Genomic DNA, 21553 nt, shown 5'->3' on the forward strand with positions numbered 1-21553 from the left:
CTAGTAAGTATCTTTTCTCGCACACTGGACACCCTATAACGAATGCAGTGCCGCGGTGACTGCCTGCTGTTGCCGCGCAACCAACACGAGGACGAACATCATGACGGCTTACCCGCACTTGCTGGCACCGCTGGACCTGGGCTTTACCACGCTGAAAAACCGTGTGTTGATGGGTTCCATGCACACCGGTCTGGAAGAAGCACCGCAAGGCTTCGAGAAAATGGCCGCGTTCTACGCCGAACGCGCGCGTGGTGGCGTGGGCCTGATCGTGACCGGCGGCGTGGGCCCGAACGAAGAAGGCCGCGTGGCCGAAGGGGCCTCGATGCTGGCCGACGAGGCCGAAGTGCCGCACCACCGCATCGTGACCGACGCCGTACACGCTGCCGGCGGCAAGATCGCGATGCAGATCCTGCATACCGGCCGTTACAGCTTCCAGGAAAACCTGGTATCGGCGTCGCCCATTTGTGCGCCGATCAACTTTTACCGCCCGCGCGAAATGTCCGAAGACGACATCCAGCGCACCATCGCCGATTTTGCCCGCTGCGCCCGCCTGGCCCAGCAGGCCGGTTACGACGGCGTGGAAGTGATGGGCTCGGAAGGCTACCTGATCAACCAGTTCATCGCGCAGCACACCAACAAGCGTACCGACGGCTGGGGTGGTAGCTTCGAAAACCGCATCCGCTTCCCGCTGGCGGTTTTGCGTGCCGTGCGCGAGGCGGTAGGGCGTGAATTCATCATCATCTACCGGCTGTCGATGCTGGACCTGGTCAATAACGGTAGCACCTGGGGCGAAGTGGAGCAGTTGGCCGCCGAGGTGGAAAAAGCCGGCGCCAACATCATCAATACCGGCATCGGCTGGCACGAAGCGCGAGTACCGACCATCGCCACCAGCGTGCCGCGTGGCGGTTTTGCCTGGGTGACCAAGCGCCTGATGGGCAAAGTGGGCATTCCGCTGATCACCACCAACCGCATCAACACCCCCGAGGTGGCGGAAGATATCCTGGCGCAAGGCTGTGCCGACATGGTGTCGATGGCGCGCCCGTTCCTGGCCGACCCCGAGTTCGTGATCAAGGCCGAGCAGGGCCGTGCCGACGAGATCAATACCTGTATCGGCTGCAACCAGGCCTGTCTCGACCATATTTTCCAGGGCAAGCTCACCAGCTGTCTGGTGAACCCGCGCGCCTGTCGTGAAACCGAACTCAACTACCTGCCGACCGCCACGCCGAAAAAGCTGGCGGTGGTTGGTGCCGGCCCGGCCGGCCTGGCGTTTGCCACCATCGCCGCCGAGCGCGGCCACGATGTGACGCTGTTTGACGCCGGCAGCGAGATCGGTGGCCAGTTCAACGTGGCCAAGCAGGTGCCGGGCAAGGAAGAGTTTTACGAGACGCTGCGTTACTTCGGCCGTCGTATCGACAAGACCGGCGTTACGCTGCAGCTGAATACCCGTGTCGCCGCGGCGGATCTGGCGGCTTTTGACGAAGTGATCCTGGCTACCGGCATTAGCCCGCGCCAGCCGCCGATCGCCGGCATCGACCACCCGAAGGTGCTGAGCTACCTCGATGTGCTGAAGCATCGCCGCGAGGTTGGCCGCAAGGTGGCCATCATCGGCGCTGGCGGCATCGGTTTTGACGTGGCCGAGTACCTGACCCACGAGGGCACTCGCCCGTCGCAGGATGTGCCCACCTTCATGAAAGAATGGGGCGTAGACATGGATGTGGCTACCGCAGGCGGCCTGGCGGCCAGCGGCCCGCAGCCGCACCCCAGCCCGCGTGAGGTGTACCTGCTGCAGCGCAAGAGCAGCAAGGTAGGGGAAGGCCTGGGCAAGACCACCGGCTGGATCCATCGCGCCAGCCTGCAGATGAAGAACGTCACCATGATTCCGGGCGTTAGCTACGACAAGATTGACGACGCCGGCCTGCACGTCACCATCAAGGGGGAGCCGCAGGTACTGGCGGTGGACAACGTGATCATTTGCGCCGGCCAGGACCCGCTGCGCGAGCTGCAGCAGCCGCTGCTGGACGCGGGCAAGCCGGTACACCTGATTGGCGGGGCCGATGTGGCCGCCGAGCTGGACGCCAAGCGTGCCATCGACCAGGGCGCGAGGTTGGCCGCCAGCATCTGATTTATTGAACAAGCGCTCGGCAGACAGGTTTGTGAATGCTTCCTGTCTGCAGCTGTGCTTCATCACCGGACTGCCGCAGCTTGCGGCAGTCTTTTTTTATGCCTTTGTTATATCTTTTCGGCATTTGCAGATTACCGATTGCGGCTTTTTTGCCATAAAAAAAGCAAGACCCGCTAAAATTTGCGCAAATCAGAAATTCATATTTATTGAAATGCTAGATTGGGTAGCTCGGTGGCAGTACATTGATAAGCGAACAGTCGCAGGTTTTTTAACCAGAGGCTGTCGGGGTTCGCTGTCTGCGTGACGAGTGAATTACCACCATAACGATAAGGGAATGCCATATGGCCAGAAAATTCCTTTTGCTGTGCCTGACATTGTGCAGCCTGGTGCAGGCTGCCCGTGCCGCGGACATGCTGGTGCTGGGTGTGGTGCCTTATTTATCGGCACGCAAGCTGGCCGAGCTGTACGAACCGATGCGCGCCCAATTGCAACGTTCGCTGGGCGCGCCAGTGGTACTGGAGACGGCTCCCGACTATCAGAGCTATCTGGCGCGTACCCGTGAGGGCCGCTACGACATCATTGCCACGTCCCCCTATTTTGGCCGTCTGGCTCAGCTGGAGCAGGGCTATGTGCCGCTGGCCAGACCGCTGACGAATCTGGAACCCTTGCTGGTTACCCGTATGGACGGCCCGCACGAGCTGGAGGCCTTGCGCGGCAAGGTGGTGTCCACCAGCGACAAGCTGGCTAACCTTACGCTCGCGGCTCACCGCTATCTGTGGCAGAACGGTCTGGAGCCCGGCCGTGACGTGACTATCCGTCCTGCCGGTAGCCACGCCAACTCGGTACAGGCGTTGCTTAACGGCGAGTCTGCTGCCGCCATCATCTCGGTAACCACCATGCGCCAGCTGCACCCTGGTACGACGGCCAGGGTGCGGGTAATGAAACGGTTACCGCACATCACGCCCTTGCTGTACCTGGTGCACAGGCGGCTGGGTGCCACCCGAATCGACGGTTTACGTGGCCAGCTGCTGCAGTTTGCTAACCATACCGAGGTTGGCCGTCTGTTCAGCAAGGAACTGGGGCACGATGGTTTGAAAGAGATCACCCCGGCCGACATGAAAGTGCTGGACCCGTATGTGCAGGACCTGAAGGTCATCCTCAGATAATGGCGGTCGACCTGCGCCCCCGGTCGCTGACCTGGATCATCATTCCTGCCTTGCTGGTGGTGCAGTTGCTGTTGTTTGCCAGCATTGCCTGGCAAAGCGTGCACATGATGCGCGAAATGGTGGTAGAGCAAACCCGGGCCCGCTTGGGCAGTTTGCAGGTAGAACTGCGCGCCGCGCTGGTGGCGCCGATGCTGGAGCGCGATTACAGCACCCTGCAGGAGATTACCGACGAACTGACCCGAGCCAGCGACCTGGCGTATCTGGTGGTACGCGACAGTCGAGGCCGTGTGTTGGCACAAAGTGGCCATCCTGGCACGCAGACCAGGCAAGACAGCGACATCGGTAGCATTGACGACCCCTTGTTCGATACCCGCTTTACCCTGACGCAAGGTGAGGTCAGCCTGGGCTTGCGAGTGGCTGAAGTGCGGCAGATTTTTATCAGTTTTGTCCAGCGCACGGCGCCGATGGTGATTGTTGCCGGCTTGTTGGCGACTATCTGGATGGTACTGATCACGCTGTGGATTGTACGCCGCCTGAAGCGGCTTACCCGTGCCGCCGAAGCACTGGGGAACGGCACGCTGTCAGTACGAGCCCCGGCGGACGGCGTGGACGAGGTCGGCCGCCTGGGGCTGGCATTTAATCGCATGGCGGTGGCGGTGCAATCTGCCGATGAAAAGTGGGCCAAAAGCCAGCGTTTTACCGACATGCTGCTGCTAGCCATGCCGATGCCGGTGTTCTACAAGGATGCACAAGGTCGCTATATGGGCTGTAACGATGCCTTTGCCCGTGTGACCGGGCTGAGCCGGCGCGATATTCGCGGCAAGGTGGCATCCGAGTTGTGGGCCCCAGAGTTGGCCGCACTGCATACCCGACACGATGAAGCGCTGCATGCCGGGTTTGGTCATCAGGAATACCCTGGTCTGCTAACCGATCAACATGGTTTGCAGCGTCATGTCATCTTTTCAAAAGATGTTTTCTACGACGAAGACGGCGAGATCGCCGGCATTATCGGTGCCTGGAACGATATCTCTGACCTGCGCCGGGCCGAGGGGCGGTTGCGGCTGCTGGCTGGCGTGTTCAAGCATTCACGTGAAGGTATTGTCATTGCCGATCCGGATGGCAGGGTAGTCGATGTCAATCGGGCCATGTGCGAAATCAGTGGCTTCCACCGCGAGGAAGTCATTGGCCGGCCGCCAACGCACTTCTACTCTGGTCGGCACGAACCGCATTTCTATCGCGCCATTGCCGACAGCCTGCGACAACAGGGCCATTGGCAGGGTGAGGTCTGGAACAGGCGCAAGGATGGCAGCCTGTATCCAGTGCTGTTGTCCATCTCGGTCATCTACGACCAGCATGGTGCGGTACAGCACCATATCGCCGTGTTTGCCGACATTACCGTGATGAAAGAGCAAGAGGCGCGGCTGGACCGCATGGCCCACCACGATCCGCTGACCCAGCTGCCCAATCGCGTGCTGCTGGGGGACCGCATGCGGGTAGCCATTGCCCAGGCCGCCCGCAGCGGCCAATGGCTGGCCATCTGTTTTATGGATCTGGATGGTTTCAAGCGTGTTAACGACCGCTACGGTCACGATGTCGGTGATCAGCTGTTGATCGCCATTGCCGAACGCCTGCAGGTCATCCTGCGTGGTGGTGATACCGTGGCGCGGCTGGGGGGCGACGAATTTGCATTGCTGCTCTCCGGTCTGCCTGACATTGATGCCTGCCATTGCAGTTTGCGTCAGGTACTCGATACCGTCGCGCAGCCGTGCGAGATTGGCGATATCCAGGTGCAAGTATCGGCCAGTATCGGTGTTACCTTGTACCCCCAGGACGAGCAGGATGCCGATACCTTGCTGCGTCATGCCGACCAGGCGATGTACAAGGCCAAAGATCTGGGCCGCAACGGTTACCAGATTTTCGACGCGGAACATGACCGTCAGAGTCGTAGCCGTCAGCAAAGTCTGCAGCGTTTGGAGCATGCTCTGCAGCAGGACGAGTTGCAGCTGTATTACCAGCCCAAGGTCAATATGCGCGATGGCCACATTGTGGGGATGGAAGCACTGATGCGTTGGCACCATCCGCAGCGTGGTGTTTTGCCGCCGGGCGCGTTTTTACCGGATGTGGAGGATTCTCACCTCGATACCCGGCTTGGCGAGTGGGTGATTGCTACTGCCTTGCAGCAGATGACGACCTGGCGTGGCGAGGGCAGGGTACTTTCGGTCAGCGTTAATATTTCGGCTCATCATCTGCAACAGCCGGATTTTGCCGAGCGGCTGGCCGAGTTGCTGGAAGCCCACCCCGACGTGCCGCGTGGCATGCTCGAAATCGAGGTGCTGGAAAGCACGGCGTTGTCCGACATCGACCATGTCAGCCGCCTGATCCAGACTTGCCAGGCACTGGGCGTGCGCTTCTCGCTGGACGACTTCGGCACCGGCTATTCTTCTTTGTTGTACCTGAAGCGCTTGCCGGCCGACAAACTCAAGATCGACCAGTCGTTCGTGCGCAGCATGCTGGAAAGCAGCGACGATCTGGCCATCGTGCAGGGTATCATCGGCCTGTCGGAGGCGTTCAACCGCGAACTGGTAGCCGAAGGCGTAGAAACCATCGAGCTTGGCAGTCTGTTGCTGCATTTGGGCTGCGAGGTTGCACAAGGCTACGGCATTGCCAAGCCGATGCCGGCGCAAGAGGTGGTGGCCTGGTGCCAGCACTGGCACAGCCCGGAGGCGTGGCGCCATACAGCCCGCAAGCGCTGGACCCAGGACGATATCTTCCTGTTTGGTCTGGAATTGAATATGGGCGCCATGCTGGATCGCCTGTTTGCCATGGCGCAGGCAGGCACAGTCAGTGGCCACTGGGATGACGACGTCAGTGCACGCTTTCAGCGCTGGTATGGTAGCGACGGGCTGATGCGCTACGGAGCACACCCGGAGTACGTGTTGCTGGGTCAGCTGCACGCCGACATCCAGCAGCAAAGCCAGCAGCTGTGGCAATGGCTGTGTCTGCAAGATGAAGCAGCGGTGCAACAACTGCTGCCGCAGCTGCTGCGTATGCGCCAGCAATACCGCCAGGTGGTGCGCGCTTTGCTATCCGGCACACCGCAGTTGCAGCATGCCGATACCGGTACGCTATAGTCCTGCCAGCGTTTTGTTCAGTGTTTTCTCGTCCAGCAGGCCCAGGAACTGCTTCACCGGTTTGCCCTGTGCATTGAGGATGACAGTGTAGGGCAGGCCGCCGCTTTTATTACCCAGCTCACGCATTAGCGCAATACCGTCACCGTCGCTCATCAGCACCGGGTAGCTGACCGGCGTTTTCTTTAGAAAATCCGCTACTTGCTCGGGCTGATCCAGCGCGATACCGACGGTTTTGATGCCTTTGGCCGCATATTGCGTTGCCAGCTTGGACAGCATCGGCATTTCATGACGACAAGGGGCGCACCAAGTAGCCCAGAAATTCACTACCGTGTACTTGCCTTGGAACGGGGCAAAGGTGGCCGGCTGGCCGCTAGTGAGGGTCAGTCTGGCTTTATCCAGTACGCCGCCAGCGTGTGCCGTCAGGCTCAGGCTCGCCAGCAAGGCTAGTAGCAGGGTTGGCCGCAGCAGGAAAATTTTGTGCATTTTCATTCCGTTTTGATAGTAAAAAGAGCTTAGATATCTGCACGTTGGCCGCAGTTCGCAGCTGACCGTCAACAAACGTTCATGATAAACTCGCCGATTACTTTTTTGTTTGCGCGCGAGTCATGTCCATTCTCGTCTGCGGGGCGCTGGCCTACGATACCCTGTTCAATTTCGAAGACCGCTTCGACAACCATATCCTGCCCGATCAGCTGCACAAGATCTCCACCACCTTCAAGGTGCCGACCATGCGTCGCGAGTTTGGTGGCCCAGCGGGCAATATTGCCTACAGCCTGTGTCTGCTGGGCGAAAAGCCGCTGGTAATGGGCGCCGTCGGCGAGGACTTCGAGCCTTACCGCCAGCACCTGAAGCGCGCCGGTGTGGATGACCGCTTCATTCGCACCATCCGCGGCCAGTATACGTCGCAATGCTTCGGCATCGCCGACAAGGACGGCAACCAGCTGATGGCGTTCCACCCCGGTTCGATGGACCACGCCACCGTCAACCACATCGCTGACGTCAAAGAGCCGGTGCAGGTAGCCATCGTCTCGCCCGGTGGTCACGCCGCCTTCCTGCAGCATACCCGCGAGCTGCACGCCGCTGGTATCCCGTTCATTTTCGACCCGGGCCAGGAGCTGCCGCTGCTGTCGCGCGACGAGCTGAACGAGATCGTCGAACTGGCTACCTACGTCGCCATCAACGATTACGAGAGCGAGCTGATGCGCGAACGCGCCGGCCTGCCGGTGGAAGTGTTGAAAGACAAAGTGAAGGCGCTGATCGTGACCCGCGGCTCCAAGGGCGCCGAGATCTATGTCGACGACACCATTCATTTGATTCCACGCGTGCAGATGCCCATCAAGCCGGTTGACCCGATGGGCTGCGGCGATGCCTTCCGCGCCGGCCTGCTGTACGGCATCAAACATGGTTACGACTGGAAGATCACCGGCCGTTTGGCCAATGTGCTGGGGGCCATCAAGGTCACCAGCCATGGCCCGCAGAACCATTACTTCGACTGGGACAAGCTCAAGTCCCTGTATCAGCAGGCGTACGGCGAAGACTGGCCTCTTTAACAGATTCAGTTTTCAATCGATAAGGCATGCTTCGGCATGCCTTTTTGTTTTGTCAAAAACTACCCATACTGGTAACGGACTTGAATAAGTGGCGGCGCGACCCCACCATGCACTAATTACCGCCTTCGCCGCAGAAAGGGCACCATGACCGTACCGCACCTGACCACCGCACTGACCGGCCCGTTGCTGGAGCTGGAGAGCCGCATCCTGACGGCCCAGCCGCATATCGAACACTGGTTCCGCAGTCAGTGGCACAACCATGCCGCCCCGTTCTACGGCTCGGTGGACCTGCGTAACAGTGGTTTCAAGCTGGCGCCGGTAGACATGAACCTCTACCCCGGTGGCCATAACAACCTCAACCCCGATTTCCTGCCGCTAGCGGTACAAGCCGCACAAAGCGCCGTCGACCGCGTCTGCCCCAAAGCCAAGAGCATTCTGCTGATTCCGGAAAACCATACCCGCAATACCTTCTACTTGCAGAACGTGGCCGCGCTGGTGCACATCTTCGAGCAGGCTGGCCTGAAGGTGCGGCTGGGCACGCTGAACCCGGAAATCACCGAGCCGACGCAACTGACCGCGGCCAACGGCGCCGTGATCACCGTAGAGCCGATGGAACGCCGTGGTAGCCGCGTGGTGCTGGCCGACGGTTTCAGCCCATGCATTGTGCTGCTCAACAACGACCTGTCGGCCGGCCTGCCGCCGGTACTGGCCGGTATCGAGCAGAACCTGCTGCCGCCGCTGCACGCCGGTTGGGCGGTGCGCCGCAAGACCAACCACTTTGCCGCCTACGACAAAGTGGCAGCCGATTTCGCGCAGCTGATTTCCATCGACCCATGGCTGATCAACCCTTACTTCAGCGCCACCGGCGGTCTGGACTTCCACACCCGTCAGGGTGAAGACGCGCTGGCCGAGAGTGTGGCGCAGATGCTGGATCGCATCCGTGCCAAGTACCGCGAATACGGCATCACCCATGATCCGTACGTGATCGTGAAAGCCGACGCCGGTACCTACGGCATGGGTGTGATGAGCGTGAAGTCGCCGGAAGAGGTGATCGGCCTCAACCGCAAGGCACGCAACAAGATGTCAGTGGTGAAGGAAGGCCTGGAAGTTAGCGAAGTCATCGTGCAGGAAGGCGTGCATACGTTCGAGTCCATCAATGACGCCGTGGCCGAACCGGTGGTGTACATGATGGACCGCTATGTGGTGGGCGGCTTCTACCGCGTGCATACCGGCCGCGGTGTGGACGAAAACCTCAATGCACCGGGCATGCATTTCGTGCCGTTGTCGTTCGAAACCCCGTGCCTGCCGGATCATAAAGCCGGCCCCGATGCGCCGCCCAACCGCTTCTACGCCTACGGCGTGGTGGCGCGGCTGGCGCTGTTGGCCGCGTCGCTGGAGCTGGAAGCCACCGACCCGGACGCCGAATAACCCGGCCTTGCGGCCAACCCTGGAAGCTCATCATGCACATTCTGTTCATTGCCGACCCGCTGGAAAGTTTCAAAATCCACAAGGACACTACCTTTGCCATGATGGAGGAAGCGCACCAGCGCAACCATGCCATCTGGTTTTGCGAGGCTGCCGACCTGTACGTGGAAGGCGAGCGTGTCCTGACCGATGCGTGCCCGGTGTCGCTGACCGGTAAAGGCGGCAAGGACTGGTTCAAGAAGGGTGATGTGCAGCGCATGACATTGCAGAACTTCTCTGCGGTCGTCATGCGCAAAGACCCGCCTTTTGATCTGGAGTACCTCTATGCCACTCAGTTGCTGACGCTGGCAGAGGCCCAGGGCGCCCGCGTGTTTAACCGCGGCCAGGCGCTACGCGACTTCAACGAAAAGCTGGCGATCCTGAATTTCCCCGAACAGACCGCGCCCACCATGGTGACTTCGCGCCCGGACCGCCTGAAGCGCTTTGTGCGCCAGCACCAGGATGCCATCCTGAAGCCATTGGACGGTATGGGCGGTAGTGGGATCTTCCGTGTCACGCCGGACGACCCCAACCTGAACGTGATCATCGAAACTGTCAGTCACCACGGCACGCAAACCGTGATGGCACAGCGTTATATTCCCGAGATCCGAGATGGCGACAAGCGTGTATTGGTGATTGACGGTGTGCCGGTAGACTATTGCCTGGCCCGTATCCCGCAAGGGGGGGAGACTCGAGGCAACCTGGCGGCAGGTGGCCGTGGCGAGGCGCGGCCGTTGAGCGAGCGCGACCGCGAAATTGCGGCTGCGCTGGCGCCGGAGCTGAAGCGGCGTGGCATCCTGCTTGCCGGCTTGGACGTGATCGGCAACTACCTTACCGAAGTGAACGTTACCAGCCCCACCTGCTTTCGCGAGATCATGGACCAGGCGGGTATTAATGTGGCCGGTCTGTTCATCGACGCGCTGGAGCGTGCCTGCGGGAACGCGGCCTGATGCGGCCAACCTGGCTATGGCAGGCGGCTTCGGCCGCCTTTGTCGTTTTGGTGCTGGCGGCGTGCCAACGTGCGCCGGAGTCATGGCGTCAGGAAAGCTATGTGTTCGGTACCCGTGTGGAGCTGACGGTATACGACGCCGACCTGGCCCGCGCCCAGCGCGCCGCGGCGGCAGTATTGGCCGACCTGGACGGGCTGCACCGCCAGCTGCACGCCTGGCAGTCGGGTGGCGAGGTGTACGCGGCCAACCAGGCCATCGCCAGCGGTGAACGCTTCGCCGCCTCGCCGCTGCTGACCGACTTGCTGACCCAGGCGCAGCAGCTGGAGGTACAGACAGACGGGCTGTTCTCGCCGGCCATCGGCGCGATGGTGGCGGCTTGGGGCTTTCATGCAGAACAGTACGCCGCGCGCCTGGCGGCGGCCGACACGCTGGCCGACCTGGCGGCGGCCAGGCCGCGGATGGCGGATGTATTGCAGCAGGACGGTCGCTGGCTGAGTCGTAACCCTGCCGTGCAGCTGGATTTTGGCGGCATGGCCAAGGGCTGGGCGCTGGACCGCAGCCGGCAGCGCCTGCTTAAGGCTGGCATCAGCTCGGCATTGTTGAATATCGGCGGCAACGTGATTGCGCTGGGCAGCAAGCCGGGGGGCGAGCCGTGGCGGGTGGGCATCCGCCACCCGCGCCGGCCGGAGGCAATGGCCACCCTGGCGTTGGCCGACGGGGAGGCCATCGGTACGTCGGGTGACTATCAACGCTATTTCATGTTGAGTGGCCGGCGTTATTGCCACCTGATCGACCCGCGCGACGCGCAAAGCCGCTGTGACGTACAATCCGTGTCCGTCATCAGCTATCCCGGCCCGCGCGCCGGTTTGCTGTCTGATGTGGCGTCCAAGCCGATCTATTTTGCCGGGCCGCGCGCCGCACCGCGCTACGCGGACCGCTTTGGGTTGGCCGGCTGGCTGCTGATCGATGCCCGCGGCGAGGCTTGGTTGCCTGCTGCGTTGGCATCGCGCCTGCAGTGGCAAGGCACGCCACCGAGAATCCACCACACAGGAACACCATGAGCTCGCACCAGGAAAGCCCGTTCAAAGGTAAAACCGGTATCAAGCGGTTGATCAATGCGTTTGGTTATTCGCTGGATGGTTTACGCGCTGCCTATCGCCACGAGGATGCCTTCCGGCAGCTGACGCTGCTGGCCGTTGTGCTGATTCCGCTGGCGCTGTTTGTGGTGCCTGCCTCGCCGCTGGCGCGGGCACTGCTGGTGGCCAGCTCGCTGGCGACGCTGATCATCGAGCTGTTCAACTCGGCGATCGAGGCGGCGGTGGACCATACGTCGCTGGAGCGTCACCCGCTGGCCAAGCGCGCCAAAGATATGGGCAGCGCAGCCCAGTTACTGGGTTTGGTCAACCTGACGTTGGTGTGGGGGCTGGTGTTGCTGGCCTGACCAGAGCGGTTGCAGCAGGTGGGTGTCGAGCTCAATGCAAGCCGCTGTCCGTTGACAGTGCGACGATATGGTTAGTGGCTTGCTGTGTGCGTTCGGCCAGTTTGCGTACCTCGTCGGCTACTACGGCAAAACCGCGACCAACCTCGCCGACGCGAGCGGCCTCAATGGCGGCATTCATGGCCAGCAGGTTGGTTTGTTCCGATATGTCGCGGATGATACTGACCAGCTCTTCTACCTTGCGGTAGTTGCTGCTCATTCGGTACTGATGCTCGCGCTCGCGCTGGTGCATGATGTCCTGGATTACCATGGCATCGATATCAGTCAGGGCGCCTACGACGCGCAATGGGGTGCCATCGCTGGCACGGCGAGTTTGCCCTTTCGCGCGAAACCATCTGTATAAGCCGTTTTTCAGCATCAACCGGTATTCGATGTCGTAGGGTGTGTTGCCGGTTTTATCCAGCAAGTGTGCTTTGAAGGCGGTAAATACCCGTTCGCGGTCTTCGGGATGCAGTCGCGACGCCCAGCTATCCAGTACGTTGGGAAAGTCGTTTTCATCTTTAAACCCAAGCAAATGGCGAAATTGGTCCGACCACCAGAACGGGTTGGCAGTGTTGACCGGGTCGCCAGCAATCACTTCCATGTCCCATAGCCCGTCAGAGAGCATCGCCATGGCCAACTCGAAGCGAGTCATGGTGGTTTGCAGGGTTTGTTCCTGTTCTTTTTGTACCTGGATGTCAGTCAGGGCGCCTGCTACGCGTAATGGCCTGCCTTCTTTATCGCGCTTGGTTTCGCCGCGGGCACGAAACCAGCGGTATTCGCCGCTTTTGAGCTGTAGGCGGTAAATGACGTCATAAGGCGTTTGCCCGCTCTGGTCGTACAGATGACGCTGGAAAGCCGCCAGGGTTTTTTCCTTATCTTCCGGGTGTAACCGTGACGACCAGCTGCCCAGGATATTGGGAAAGTCATGTTCGTCCTGATAGCCCAGCATGTGACGGAAAGCGGGGGACCACCAGAATGGATAGTTCTCTTCGATTGGGCGGTCAGGGTCAAGCTCCATATCCCACAGCCCGTCGGAGGTTGCCTGTTGCATCAGCTCCATGCGTTCGTTCAAACGCTGTATCCCCAGCGCGTGTGCAGCGTGCTGGGTAGTAAGTTTGGCCTCAGCTACCGCTAGCTCACTGTGCAAACGGCCTTGTTCCTGCTGTTGCCACGACAGGGCGGTCAGAATCTGTTGGCTCCGCTGCCGGATATCCTGTTCTGCTGACGTCGGCAGGTGCAGCAGCTTTTCCAGTTCGCCTATCAGGCTTTCGTAAATCTGGTCAGTTTGACTGAAGAGGCGACCGAACATGGCATTCTCCCGTTTGGTTAACCGTCCAGCATCAAGGCAGGACAAAACCATTATGGGAGCCTAGGGCTGACTTCGTTAAAAACCTGCTTGGTGATGCCGCGGTTTCGATAGGGTTAAATCGATACAAAATGGCGGTTTCTCAGCTTCCCGGTGGCAGAGACGAGCGACGTCGGTACAGCATGCCCGGGAAGACACGGATCATGTCCGGCTCGGCGGCCGTTTCCCCCTCTTTGCCAGCCAGTTCCCATATCGCATCTGGGGCAATCAACACCCGGTAAACCGGTGTGCCTGCCTGGTACCAGAGCAGTTCCCGCCCTTCAAACTGCTCCGGTAACAACACCGGTACACGGTTCTCGACAAACATCGCCAAAGTATTGGGCGTCAGCTCTGCAATCTGCTCGCAGTCTGCGCGCCAGATGCCCCACAGCATGACCAGAAAAGAAATAGACAGCAGCGGCCAAGCCCCGCCCAGCGCAAACACCACCGCCAGTACACTGCTGCCGGTCAGCAAGAATTGACTGTTGAGCATGGCATCACTCCGAGGGGGCAGAGGGTGAACGAGGGTGGCCAGCGTCGTACGCACAGCCACGCTGCGTGGTGGCACGCATAATCCATACTAGTGCTTTGGCAGGATGATTTCAGAATGAAATCAATGGCATGTGAATGTAGTTTTCATGCTGCGCGTTACCACGCAGTTGTGGTAGTAGAGACGCCAAAAACACAAGCCCTGCTTGCGTAGCAAACAGGGCTTGTGTACGAGCCGCTTAGCCAGTCCGGTCGCGTCTTCAGCTATCAGCCTTGCCTTCCGGCGGCGCAATCTGCTCGGCGTAGCCGCATTCTTTCTGCGGGCACACTTTTTCGGTACCGCGACGCTTGGTGGTCTTCAGCGTCAGGATAGGCCAGTTGCACTTGGGGCAGGGCTCGGCGATCGGCGGGTTCCAGGTAGCGTATTTGCACTTGGGGTAGGTATTGCAGCTGTAGAACAGCTTGCCGTAACGGCTCTTGCGTTCGATCAGGCTGCCGGTCTTGCATTCCGGGCACTGCACGCCGGTATCGCGCGGTTTTTCCAGCGGTTCGATGTGCTTGCACTTCGGATAGTTGGCGCAGCCGATGAACTTGCCAAAACGCCCTTTCTTGATGTGCAGCTCGCCACCGCATTCCGGGCAGGTGCGGTCTTCGATGACGGTCGGAGCTTCCGCTTCGGCAGCGGCTTGCTCGGCGGTTTCGCCCACGTTGCGGGTGTAGTCGCAGTCCGGGTAGCCGGTGCAGGCGATGAAGCGGCCGCGTTTACCGAACTTGATCGACAGCGGTTTGCTGCATTTCGGGCAGGCTTCGTCCAGGCTTTCGGTGGTGACTTCGGCGCGCGAAATGCCTTCTTTTTCGGTGATCTGCTTGGAAAAGCCTTTCCAGAAGCTATCCATCACCGGTACCCACTGCCGGCTGCCGCTGGCAATTTCATCCAGCTGGTTTTCCAGCTTGGCGGTGAAGTTGTAGTCCACGTACTGGGCGAAGTGTTCGGTGAGGAACTTGTTGACGATGTCGCCGGTATCGGTGGGGAAGAAGCGCTTCTTGTCGATGATGACGTATTCGCGGTCCTTCAGTGTGGAAATGATGCTGGCGTAGGTAGACGGCCGGCCGATGCCGAATTCTTCCAGCGCTTTCACCAGGCTGGCTTCGGAGAAGCGTGGCGGCGGCTGGGTGAAGTGCTGTTCGCCGTACAGCTTGTCCACCGGCAGGCTTTCGCCTTCGGTCAGCAGCGGCAGCTTGGCGTTTTCTTCATCTTCGGCGTCATCGACGTCTTCTTCGTACACCGACAGGAAGCCGGCAAACACCAGTACCTGGCCGCTGGCGCGGAAGACGCCCTGGCCGATGTGGATGTCGATGCTGGTGGTGTCGAACTTGGCCGGCGCCATCTGGCAGGCCAGCGTACGCTTCCAGATCATGTCGTACAGCTTGAACTGGTCGGTGGTCAGAAACGGCTTTACCGACTCCGGCGTGCGCAGGATGGACGTGGGGCGGATTGCCTCGTGCGCTTCCTGGGCATTCTTGGATTTGTTCTTGTAGCTGACGGCGTTCTTCGGCAGGTGCTCGGCGTCAAAGCGTTCGCCGATATAGCCGCGGATTTCTTCTACCGCTTCATTGGCCAGCGCCACCGAGTCGGTACGCATGTAGGTGATCAGACCGACGGTACCCTGCCCGATATCGATACCTTCGTAAAGCTGCTGCGCGGTACGCATGGTGCGGTCTGTGGTCATGCCCAGCTTGCGCACGGCTTCCTGTTGCAGCGTCGAGGTGGTGAACGGCGCGGCAGGGCTGCGCGATTTCTTTTTCTTCTCGATGCTGGCGACGCTGGCGTCGTGGCCGGCCAGCAAGCCCAGGATGCGGCTTTGTTCCGCCTCGTTGGGGATGTCGAATTGTTCCAGCTTCTTGCCGGCAAACTGGGTCAGCTTGGCGCTGAACTTGGTGCGGCTCTTGTGGCTGTCCAGGTGGACGGTCCAGTATTCCTGCTCGACGAAGGCCTTGATCTCGTTTTCACGTTCGCAGATCAGGCGCAGCGCCGGGCTTTGTACGCGGCCGGCGGACAGGCCGCGGCGGATCTTCTTCCACAGCAGCGGCGACAGGTTGAAGCCCACCAGATAGTCCAGCGCGCGGCGTGCCTGCTGGGCATCTACCAGGTCTTGTGCGATGTCGCGCGGGTTGGCAATGGCTTCCAGTACCGCGTTTTTGGTGATTTCGTGGAACACCACGCGCTGTGCAGTACGGTCCTTCAACAGCTTTTTCTTGTTGAGGATTTCCACCAGGTGCCAGGAAATGGCTTCGCCTTCGCGGTCCGGGTCAGTTGCCAGGTAGACATGGTCCACCTTGCCCACGGCCTCGACGATGGCGTCCACGTGCTTGCTGTTGCGCGCAATCAGCTGGTACTTCATCGCGAAGTCTTTTTCCGGGTCCACGGCGCCGTTTTTCGGCACCAGGTCGCGGACGTGACCGTAGGAGGCCAGGACTTCGAAGTCGGGGCCCAGATATTTTTTCAGCGTTTTCGCCTTGGACGGCGATTCGACGATCAGGAGACTGGAGGGCATGTCTGCTTTGTTTTCGGTAGCACGCCACGTGGCGCGACATATTGTGTATTCATCAAACAAAACAAGAGCGCAAGGTTTTGCGCTCTTGTCGAGTCAACACGCTGCGGCCAACCTTGATGGCGCGCAGCGCGGTTTCATTGCATGGTGGGTTCGCCGTGCAGGGCGGACAGCAGGTCTTCGCCCACCAGTACCGGCAGTTCTGCACGCTGCGCCCACAACACCATCAGGGCGGCCAGCTTGGCGGTGGGCAGCGTGATCTCGTCGTCTGGCATGGCCAGCAGGCGGTCGATCAGCATTTCGCGCTGCGCCGGCGACAGCGCGCCGTTGGATTCCAGGAACACAATCAGACCGCGCACGTCGCAGGGCAAGCGTGACACTTCGTAGTCATGGAATACGCGCAGGCCGCTGCCTTCGTTGGCACCCAGATAGGCACCTTCGTTCAGCTCGTTCAGGCCGTCCAGCCAGTCGAGGGCATCGCTGATTTCGTCGTTTTCGAAACCGGCAGCCGCCAACTGGCGACCCAGGTCATCACGCGGGGGGCAATGATCAGGGTCATTGAATTCTTCAAGCAAAAAGGCGAGAACGTCAAACATCTATAGGAATCGTTTTGTTGTAAGGGCTAGGGGGCTGGGGCCCGGCGTTGGTAACGCCCGCCTGGCATGCTGTCGACATGGCCGAGGAGTTCGAGCTCGAGAAGCATCGCGTAAACCTCCCCCGCCGTCAACCCGAGTCGGGCGCCCAGCTCGTCGGCGTCTACCGGATCGTAACCGATGGCGTCCATGACAGCTTGCTGCGGGTGAGCAAGACCGGCGGCGCGGTTGTGGCTTGCCTCGCACGGGGCGTCAATGGCGGTGGCGGGCGGCGGCGGTGCCGCCGGGCGGCCGATTTCGTCCAGTACGTCGTCTACGGTTTCCACCAGACGGGCGCCTTCCTTGATCAGACGGTGGCAGCCCCGAGCTTGCGGGTTAAGGATGGAACCGGGGATGGCCATCACCTCGCGTCCGGCTTCCAGCGCCTGACGTGCGGTGATCAACGACCCGCTTTGCAGCGTGGCTTCCACCACCAGGCAGCCGCGCGACAGGCCGGCGATGATGCGGTTACGGCGTGGAAAGTGCTGCGCCAGCGGGCCCATGCCCAGCGCAAACTCGGACAGGATCAAGCCCTGCTCGGCAATCTGGTGCGCCAGTTGGCGGTTGCTGGCCGGGTAGACGCGGTCGATGCCGGTGCCGATCACGGCGATGGTATGGCCGCCAGCTTGCAGAGCGCCTTCATGGGCGGCTGCGTCGATACCGCCAGCCAGACCACTGACGATGGTGTAGCCCTGTGCGGCCAACCTGCGCGCAAAGGTGCGGGCGTGCTCTTCGCCTTGTGGCGTGGCATTGCGGCTACCGACGATGGCCAGCATCGGGGTGGCCAGCAGATCGCGCCGGCCGCGGGCAAACAGCAACGGCGGTGCCGCGCCGGCTTCGGCGAGCTGGCAGGGGTAATCGTCGTCGTTCAGGGTTAGCAGGCTGCAGCCGGGCAGCTGCGCCCACGCCAGCGCCGCGTCGGCACTTTGCTGCGCCAGTTCGCTACCCAGGGTATCGATCGCCTCGCCGTCGAGAATGCCGGCCAGTTGGCTGCGGTTGGCCGCGAGCGCCGCACCGGCATTGCCAAAGCGCTGGATCAGCTGCAAAAAGCGCTGCGGCCCGATGCCGGGTGACAGCGCCAGCCGTAGCCAGTCGTGTTGTGCCTGGTTCATTCCGGTTTGGCGATGCGGTCGCCCACGATCACCGGCTGCGTGGCGGCGACAACCAGGGCGTAGGCGGCCTTGTTGAACACGCGGTACACAATCAGCTGCCCCACTTGTTCGGTAGGCAGCGGTGCCATCTGTTTGGGCGCCAGCTCGATCATGCGCGGGGCACGGAAAATACCGAAGACATGGCCGACTTCCACGCCGTCGCGCAGGCCGCGGTTGATCACTACATTATAGTTTTGGCCAATTTCATTGACGCCGTTGTAGGCGCTAATGACCCGGCCTTGCAGGCTGGCAGGTGCCTCGTGTGGTGCATACTGCAGCACCGGAACCTGACTGCGCTTCATCAGTCTGTCGTTGACCAGTACTTCTTCTGCTACTTTGGTAACCACCAGCGTGCTGATGGTGTCCAGTTTTTTCACATTGAGTTCGCCGCCGTAGGTGAGCTCATGGCCCAGTACTTCCTTGGTGTCAGGGTCGCTGAGGGTGCGGCCCAGGCGGTATGACTGCCACGTGCCGCCGGCATCCAGACCCTGAGCATAGGCAATGTCGGTACCGGACAGGATGACACGGTTGTCTTGACCAGCCACGATGCGTGGCGCAGCGGCGTATTCTGCCGGGTCGTCCAGCAGCAGTGGCCGCGCCAGGAAAGGCTCGATCATCTTGGCCGGAATGGTGGTGATGGCGGCATCCAGCTGTTCCGCGCGTACCTGTGGCGACAGTTTGACAACGCGGCTGCCTTCGCGGCGAAGTACCGGCTGGCCGTCGATGGTATCCAGCACCAAGGTCTCACCCGGAAAGATCAGGTGCGGGTTGCGTACCTCTTCCTGGTTCATGTGCCACAGCAGCGGCCATTTCCAGGGCGTTTTCAGGTACTTGGCGGAGATGTCCCACAGCGTATCGCCCCGCTTCACCACATAGCGTTGCGGCGCATCTTCTCGCAGCGCCAGGGTGTCGGCCAGAGCCGGTGCAGACAGGCCAAGGGCCAAGAGTAGCGATATAATAGGTTTAAACATCAGTAAAGTGACCCCATTTGTCCGGCACTTGAGAAAACGGCTAACCGGATGCTGGCAACATTATCGTTCTGCCTGCCGTCATCCCACAACTGGAAAACTGTTCGCATCATGGCACTGCTTAATATCCTGCACTACCCCGACCCGCGCCTGCATAAGGTAGCCCAGCCGGTTACTACCTTCGACGCAGCCCTTCAAAAGCAGGTAGACGACATGTTCGAGACCATGCACGAAGCCAAGGGCATCGGCCTGGCTGCCACCCAGGTGGACTACCACTACCGTCTGATTGTCATCGATGTGTCGGAAGACAAATCGGCACCGCTGGTGGTGATCAACCCCGAGTTCCTGCAGAAGGACGGCGAAACCGTGTACGAAGAAGGCTGCCTGTCGGTACCTGGCGTCTACGACAAGGTTACCCGTGCCGAGCGCGTCAAACTGCGTGCGCAGAACACCAAGGGCGAGTTTTACGAGCTGGATGCCGATGGCTTGCTGGCGATCTGCCTGCAGCACGAAGTGGATCACCTCGACGGCAAGGTATTCGTCGAGTACCTGTCCGAAATGAAGCAGAACCGCATCAAGACCAAGCTCAAGAAGCGCGAACGCCAGAATATGTAAGCACGGTAGCCGTCTGGCTGCCCATTCGCTACCCGGGGCACGCAGGTGCCCCTTTTGCATTGCCAGGAACACCCGATGAAACTGATTTTTGCCGGTACGCCGGTTTTCGCTGCCCAGGCGCTGCAAGCGCTGATCGACGCCGGCCATGACATTTCGCTGGTGCTGACCCAGCCGGACCGCCCGGCCGGCCGTGGCATGAAGCTCAAGCCCAGCCCGGTGAAAGAACTGGCGCTGCAACACGGCCTGCGCGTGGAGCAGCCGCTGACGCTGAAAACGCCGGAAGCACAAGCGCTGGTGGCCGACGTGGGCGCCGAGGTGATGGTGGTGGCCGCCTACGGCCTGCTGCTGCCCAAGGCGGTGCTGGACATGCCGGCGCGCGGCTGCCTGAACATCCACGCCTCGCTGCTGCCGCGCTGGCGCGGTGCGGCGCCGATCCAGCGTGCCATCCTGGCCGATGACGCCGAAACCGGCATCACCATCATGCAGATGGATGTGGGGCTGGATACCGGCGACATGCTGTCGGTACACCCGCTGCCGATTACGGCTGATGATACGGCGGCCAGCCTGCACGACAAGTTGGCCGCACTGGGCGCCGACGCCATCGTGGCCACGCTGGCGACACTTGACGCCTGCCCGGCGGTCAAACAGCCGGAAGACGGCGTGACCTACGCCGCCAAGCTCAGCAAGGAAGAAGCCCGCGTCGACTGGCAGCTGCCGGCGGCCGACATCGCCCGCGCCATCCGCGCCTACAACCCGGCGCCGGGGGCGCACACCCTGCTGGCCGGCGAGGCGCTGAAGCTGTGGCACGCGCACGCCATCGACGGCCAGGCGCCGGCAGGGCAGGTAGTCCGTGCCGATGCCGACGGTGTGGTGGTGGGCAGCGGCAGCGGGCTTGTTGTATTGACGCAACTACAGGCCGCCGGTGGCAAAAGGTTGGCCGCGCGCGATTTCATCGCCGGCCGTCCGGCGCTGGCCGGTACCGTACTGGGGGCTTGAGCTGGCGCGCCGCCGTCCCCATAGTCTGTGACAGACCCGAGAAAGGAGTACGCCATGGGTGGTTTCAACTGGTTCAAGACCACGATGCTGATGGCCGCCATCATGGCGCTGTTCGTGGTGATGGGCGGCATGATGGGCGGCAAGACCGGCATGCTGATCGCACTGCTGCTGGGCGGTGCCATGAATGTGTACGCCTACTGGAATTCCGACCAGATGGTGTTGCGCATGTACAACGCCCAGGAAGTGGACGCCCAAAGTGCCCCCGAGTTGTACGGCATGGTGGCCGAGCTGGCGCAGCGCGCCAACATGCCGATGCCGCGCGTGTACGTCATCCACGAAGAGCAGCCCAATGCCTTTGCCACCGGCCGCAGCCCCGAGCACGCTGCCGTGGCCGCCACCACCGGCATCATGCGCATGCTGGACTACCGCGAGCTGCGCGGCGTGATGGCGCACGAGCTGGCCCACGTGAAGCACCGCGACACGCTGATCTCCACCGTCAGCGCCACCATGGCGGGTGCCATCTCGGCGCTGGCCAACTTCGCCATGTTCTTTGGCGGCCGTGACGAGGAAGGGCGCCCGGTGAACCCGATCGCCGCCATCGCGGTGGCCATCCTGGCACCGGTGGCGGCCAGCCTGATCCAGATGGCCATTTCGCGGGCGCGCGAGTTCGAAGCCGACCGCGGCGGGGCCGAGATCAGCGGCGACCCGCTGGCGTTGGCTGCCGCGCTGCAGAAGATCGAGTACTACGCGCAGTACCGCACCATGCCGGCCGCCGAAGCGCACCCGGAAACGGCGCAAATGATGATCATCAACCCGCTATCCGGCGGTGGTGGCATCAGCAGCCTGTTCCGCACCCACCCGCATACCGAAGAGCGCATCGCGCGCTTGCAGGAGATTGCCCGCAGCGGCGTCTGAGACGGTATCATTCAGCCTTAAATCGAC

18 protein-coding genes are annotated in these 21553 nt (G+C 61.2%); 11 read left to right on the top strand and 7 right to left on the bottom strand.

The window, feature by feature from the left end:
* Window positions 1-100: 100 nt before the first annotated feature.
* From ACK4FZ_RS04150 to ACK4FZ_RS04160, 3 genes are all read left to right on the top strand, one after another.
* Window positions 101-2122 carry an FAD-dependent oxidoreductase gene (locus ACK4FZ_RS04150; RefSeq protein WP_409818385.1) on the top strand — a complete coding sequence of 674 codons (2022 nt, stop codon included), beginning with the start codon at window positions 101-103 and terminating at the stop codon, window positions 2120-2122.
* Between the two features lie 341 nt (window positions 2123-2463).
* Window positions 2464-3288 (top strand): phosphate/phosphite/phosphonate ABC transporter substrate-binding protein, encoded by an 825-nt coding sequence (locus tag ACK4FZ_RS04155; RefSeq protein WP_409818386.1) that lies wholly within the window; start codon window positions 2464-2466, stop codon window positions 3286-3288.
* On the top strand, window positions 3288-6419 hold the full coding sequence (locus ACK4FZ_RS04160; protein WP_409818387.1) for an EAL domain-containing protein: 3132 nt from the start codon (window positions 3288-3290) through the stop codon (window positions 6417-6419). Before ACK4FZ_RS04155 ends, ACK4FZ_RS04160 begins: the two co-directional genes overlap by 1 nt.
* On the opposite strand, the gene ACK4FZ_RS04165 is transcribed toward ACK4FZ_RS04160, so the two are convergent.
* Window positions 6414-6902: a TlpA family protein disulfide reductase gene (locus ACK4FZ_RS04165; protein WP_409818388.1), complete on the bottom strand. Its 489-nt coding sequence runs from the start codon at window positions 6900-6902 to the stop codon at window positions 6414-6416. The two genes, ACK4FZ_RS04160 and ACK4FZ_RS04165, sit on opposite strands and share 6 nt — an antisense overlap.
* A 122-nt stretch (window positions 6903-7024) precedes the next feature.
* Here ACK4FZ_RS04165 and ACK4FZ_RS04170 point away from each other — a divergent pair, with 122 nt between their 5' ends.
* From ACK4FZ_RS04170 to ACK4FZ_RS04190, 5 genes are all read left to right on the top strand, one after another.
* Complete coding sequence (locus tag ACK4FZ_RS04170; protein WP_144372304.1) at window positions 7025-7969, top strand: carbohydrate kinase family protein; 945 nt, start codon at window positions 7025-7027, stop codon at window positions 7967-7969.
* 144 nt (window positions 7970-8113) lie between these two features.
* Complete coding sequence (gene gshA, locus ACK4FZ_RS04175; protein WP_409818389.1) at window positions 8114-9397, top strand: glutamate--cysteine ligase; 1284 nt, start codon at window positions 8114-8116, stop codon at window positions 9395-9397.
* 32 nt (window positions 9398-9429) lie between these two features.
* A complete protein-coding gene (gene gshB, locus ACK4FZ_RS04180; RefSeq protein ID WP_409818390.1) occupies window positions 9430-10383 on the top strand; it encodes a glutathione synthase in 954 nt (317 codons plus the stop codon).
* A complete protein-coding gene (locus ACK4FZ_RS04185; protein WP_409818391.1) occupies window positions 10383-11444 on the top strand; it encodes an FAD:protein FMN transferase in 1062 nt (353 codons plus the stop codon). The genes gshB and ACK4FZ_RS04185 overlap by 1 nt, the downstream gene beginning before the upstream one ends.
* A complete protein-coding gene (locus ACK4FZ_RS04190) occupies window positions 11441-11824 on the top strand; it encodes a diacylglycerol kinase (RefSeq protein WP_409818392.1) in 384 nt (127 codons plus the stop codon). The genes ACK4FZ_RS04185 and ACK4FZ_RS04190 overlap by 4 nt, the downstream gene beginning before the upstream one ends.
* 31 nt (window positions 11825-11855) lie before the next feature.
* Here ACK4FZ_RS04190 and ACK4FZ_RS04195 read toward each other — a convergent pair whose 3' ends face one another.
* The 6 genes from ACK4FZ_RS04195 to ACK4FZ_RS04220 form a co-directional block, all read right to left on the bottom strand.
* Window positions 11856-13223, bottom strand: coding sequence for a PAS domain-containing protein (locus tag ACK4FZ_RS04195; RefSeq protein WP_409818393.1), 1368 nt, complete (start codon window positions 13221-13223; stop codon window positions 11856-11858).
* 88 nt (window positions 13224-13311) lie between these two features.
* Window positions 13312-13701, bottom strand: coding sequence for a hypothetical protein (locus tag ACK4FZ_RS04200; protein WP_409818394.1), 390 nt, complete (start codon window positions 13699-13701; stop codon window positions 13312-13314).
* A gap of 256 nt (window positions 13702-13957) precedes the next feature.
* Window positions 13958-16252: a type I DNA topoisomerase gene (topA, locus tag ACK4FZ_RS04205; RefSeq protein ID WP_409818395.1), complete on the bottom strand. Its 2295-nt coding sequence runs from the start codon at window positions 16250-16252 to the stop codon at window positions 13958-13960.
* Between the two features lie 134 nt (window positions 16253-16386).
* Window positions 16387-16845 carry a DUF494 family protein gene (locus ACK4FZ_RS04210; RefSeq protein WP_144372312.1) on the bottom strand — a complete coding sequence of 153 codons (459 nt, stop codon included), beginning with the start codon at window positions 16843-16845 and terminating at the stop codon, window positions 16387-16389.
* 26 nt (window positions 16846-16871) lie between these two features.
* Window positions 16872-17993: a DNA-processing protein DprA gene (gene dprA / locus ACK4FZ_RS04215; protein WP_409818396.1), complete on the bottom strand. Its 1122-nt coding sequence runs from the start codon at window positions 17991-17993 to the stop codon at window positions 16872-16874.
* On the bottom strand, window positions 17990-19003 hold the full coding sequence (locus tag ACK4FZ_RS04220; protein ID WP_409818397.1) for a LysM peptidoglycan-binding domain-containing protein: 1014 nt from the start codon (window positions 19001-19003) through the stop codon (window positions 17990-17992). Before ACK4FZ_RS04220 ends, dprA begins: the two co-directional genes overlap by 4 nt.
* A 108-nt stretch (window positions 19004-19111) precedes the next feature.
* Here ACK4FZ_RS04220 and def point away from each other — a divergent pair, with 108 nt between their 5' ends.
* The 3 genes from def (at window position 19112) to htpX (ending at window position 21526) form a co-directional block, all read left to right on the top strand.
* Window positions 19112-19615, top strand: a complete 504-nt coding sequence (gene def, locus ACK4FZ_RS04225) for a peptide deformylase (protein WP_409818398.1) — start codon at window positions 19112-19114, stop codon at window positions 19613-19615.
* Window positions 19616-19690: 75 nt separating this feature from the next.
* The gene (fmt, locus tag ACK4FZ_RS04230; RefSeq protein WP_409818399.1) at window positions 19691-20611 is read left to right on the top strand and encodes a methionyl-tRNA formyltransferase; all 921 of its coding nucleotides are present in this window, start codon (window positions 19691-19693) and stop codon (window positions 20609-20611) included.
* A gap of 54 nt (window positions 20612-20665) precedes the next feature.
* The gene (gene htpX, locus ACK4FZ_RS04235; RefSeq protein WP_409818400.1) at window positions 20666-21526 is read left to right on the top strand and encodes a zinc metalloprotease HtpX; all 861 of its coding nucleotides are present in this window, start codon (window positions 20666-20668) and stop codon (window positions 21524-21526) included.
* Window positions 21527-21553 lie beyond the last annotated feature (27 nt).

Source organism: Vogesella sp., from assembly GCF_046297735.1.
GTDB classification, from domain to species: Bacteria; Pseudomonadota; Gammaproteobacteria; order Burkholderiales; family Chromobacteriaceae; genus Vogesella; species Vogesella urethralis.

What these genes read in the sequence shown, in the direction of transcription:
- ACK4FZ_RS04150 (WP_409818385.1), top strand. Translation starts at nt 101, where the DNA reads ATGACGGCTTACCCGCACTTGCTGGCACCGCTGGACCTGGGCTTTACC.
- ACK4FZ_RS04155 (WP_409818386.1), top strand. Translation starts at nt 2,464, where the DNA reads ATGGCCAGAAAATTCCTTTTGCTGTGCCTGACATTGTGCAGCCTGGTG.
- ACK4FZ_RS04160 (WP_409818387.1), top strand. Translation starts at nt 3,288, where the DNA reads ATGGCGGTCGACCTGCGCCCCCGGTCGCTGACCTGGATCATCATTCCT.
- ACK4FZ_RS04165 (WP_409818388.1), bottom strand. Translation starts at nt 6,902, where the DNA reads ATGCACAAAATTTTCCTGCTGCGGCCAACCCTGCTACTAGCCTTGCTG.
- ACK4FZ_RS04170 (WP_144372304.1), top strand. Translation starts at nt 7,025, where the DNA reads ATGTCCATTCTCGTCTGCGGGGCGCTGGCCTACGATACCCTGTTCAAT.
- gshA (WP_409818389.1), top strand. Translation starts at nt 8,114, where the DNA reads ATGACCGTACCGCACCTGACCACCGCACTGACCGGCCCGTTGCTGGAG.
- gshB (WP_409818390.1), top strand. Translation starts at nt 9,430, where the DNA reads ATGCACATTCTGTTCATTGCCGACCCGCTGGAAAGTTTCAAAATCCAC.
- ACK4FZ_RS04185 (WP_409818391.1), top strand. Translation starts at nt 10,383, where the DNA reads ATGCGGCCAACCTGGCTATGGCAGGCGGCTTCGGCCGCCTTTGTCGTT.
- ACK4FZ_RS04190 (WP_409818392.1), top strand. Translation starts at nt 11,441, where the DNA reads ATGAGCTCGCACCAGGAAAGCCCGTTCAAAGGTAAAACCGGTATCAAG.
- ACK4FZ_RS04195 (WP_409818393.1), bottom strand. Translation starts at nt 13,223, where the DNA reads ATGGTTTTGTCCTGCCTTGATGCTGGACGGTTAACCAAACGGGAGAAT.
- ACK4FZ_RS04200 (WP_409818394.1), bottom strand. Translation starts at nt 13,701, where the DNA reads ATGCTCAACAGTCAATTCTTGCTGACCGGCAGCAGTGTACTGGCGGTG.
- topA (WP_409818395.1), bottom strand. Translation starts at nt 16,252, where the DNA reads ATGCCCTCCAGTCTCCTGATCGTCGAATCGCCGTCCAAGGCGAAAACG.
- ACK4FZ_RS04210 (WP_144372312.1), bottom strand. Translation starts at nt 16,845, where the DNA reads ATGTTTGACGTTCTCGCCTTTTTGCTTGAAGAATTCAATGACCCTGAT.
- dprA (WP_409818396.1), bottom strand. Translation starts at nt 17,993, where the DNA reads ATGAACCAGGCACAACACGACTGGCTACGGCTGGCGCTGTCACCCGGC.
- ACK4FZ_RS04220 (WP_409818397.1), bottom strand. Translation starts at nt 19,003, where the DNA reads ATGTTTAAACCTATTATATCGCTACTCTTGGCCCTTGGCCTGTCTGCA.
- def (WP_409818398.1), top strand. Translation starts at nt 19,112, where the DNA reads ATGGCACTGCTTAATATCCTGCACTACCCCGACCCGCGCCTGCATAAG.
- fmt (WP_409818399.1), top strand. Translation starts at nt 19,691, where the DNA reads ATGAAACTGATTTTTGCCGGTACGCCGGTTTTCGCTGCCCAGGCGCTG.
- htpX (WP_409818400.1), top strand. Translation starts at nt 20,666, where the DNA reads ATGGGTGGTTTCAACTGGTTCAAGACCACGATGCTGATGGCCGCCATC.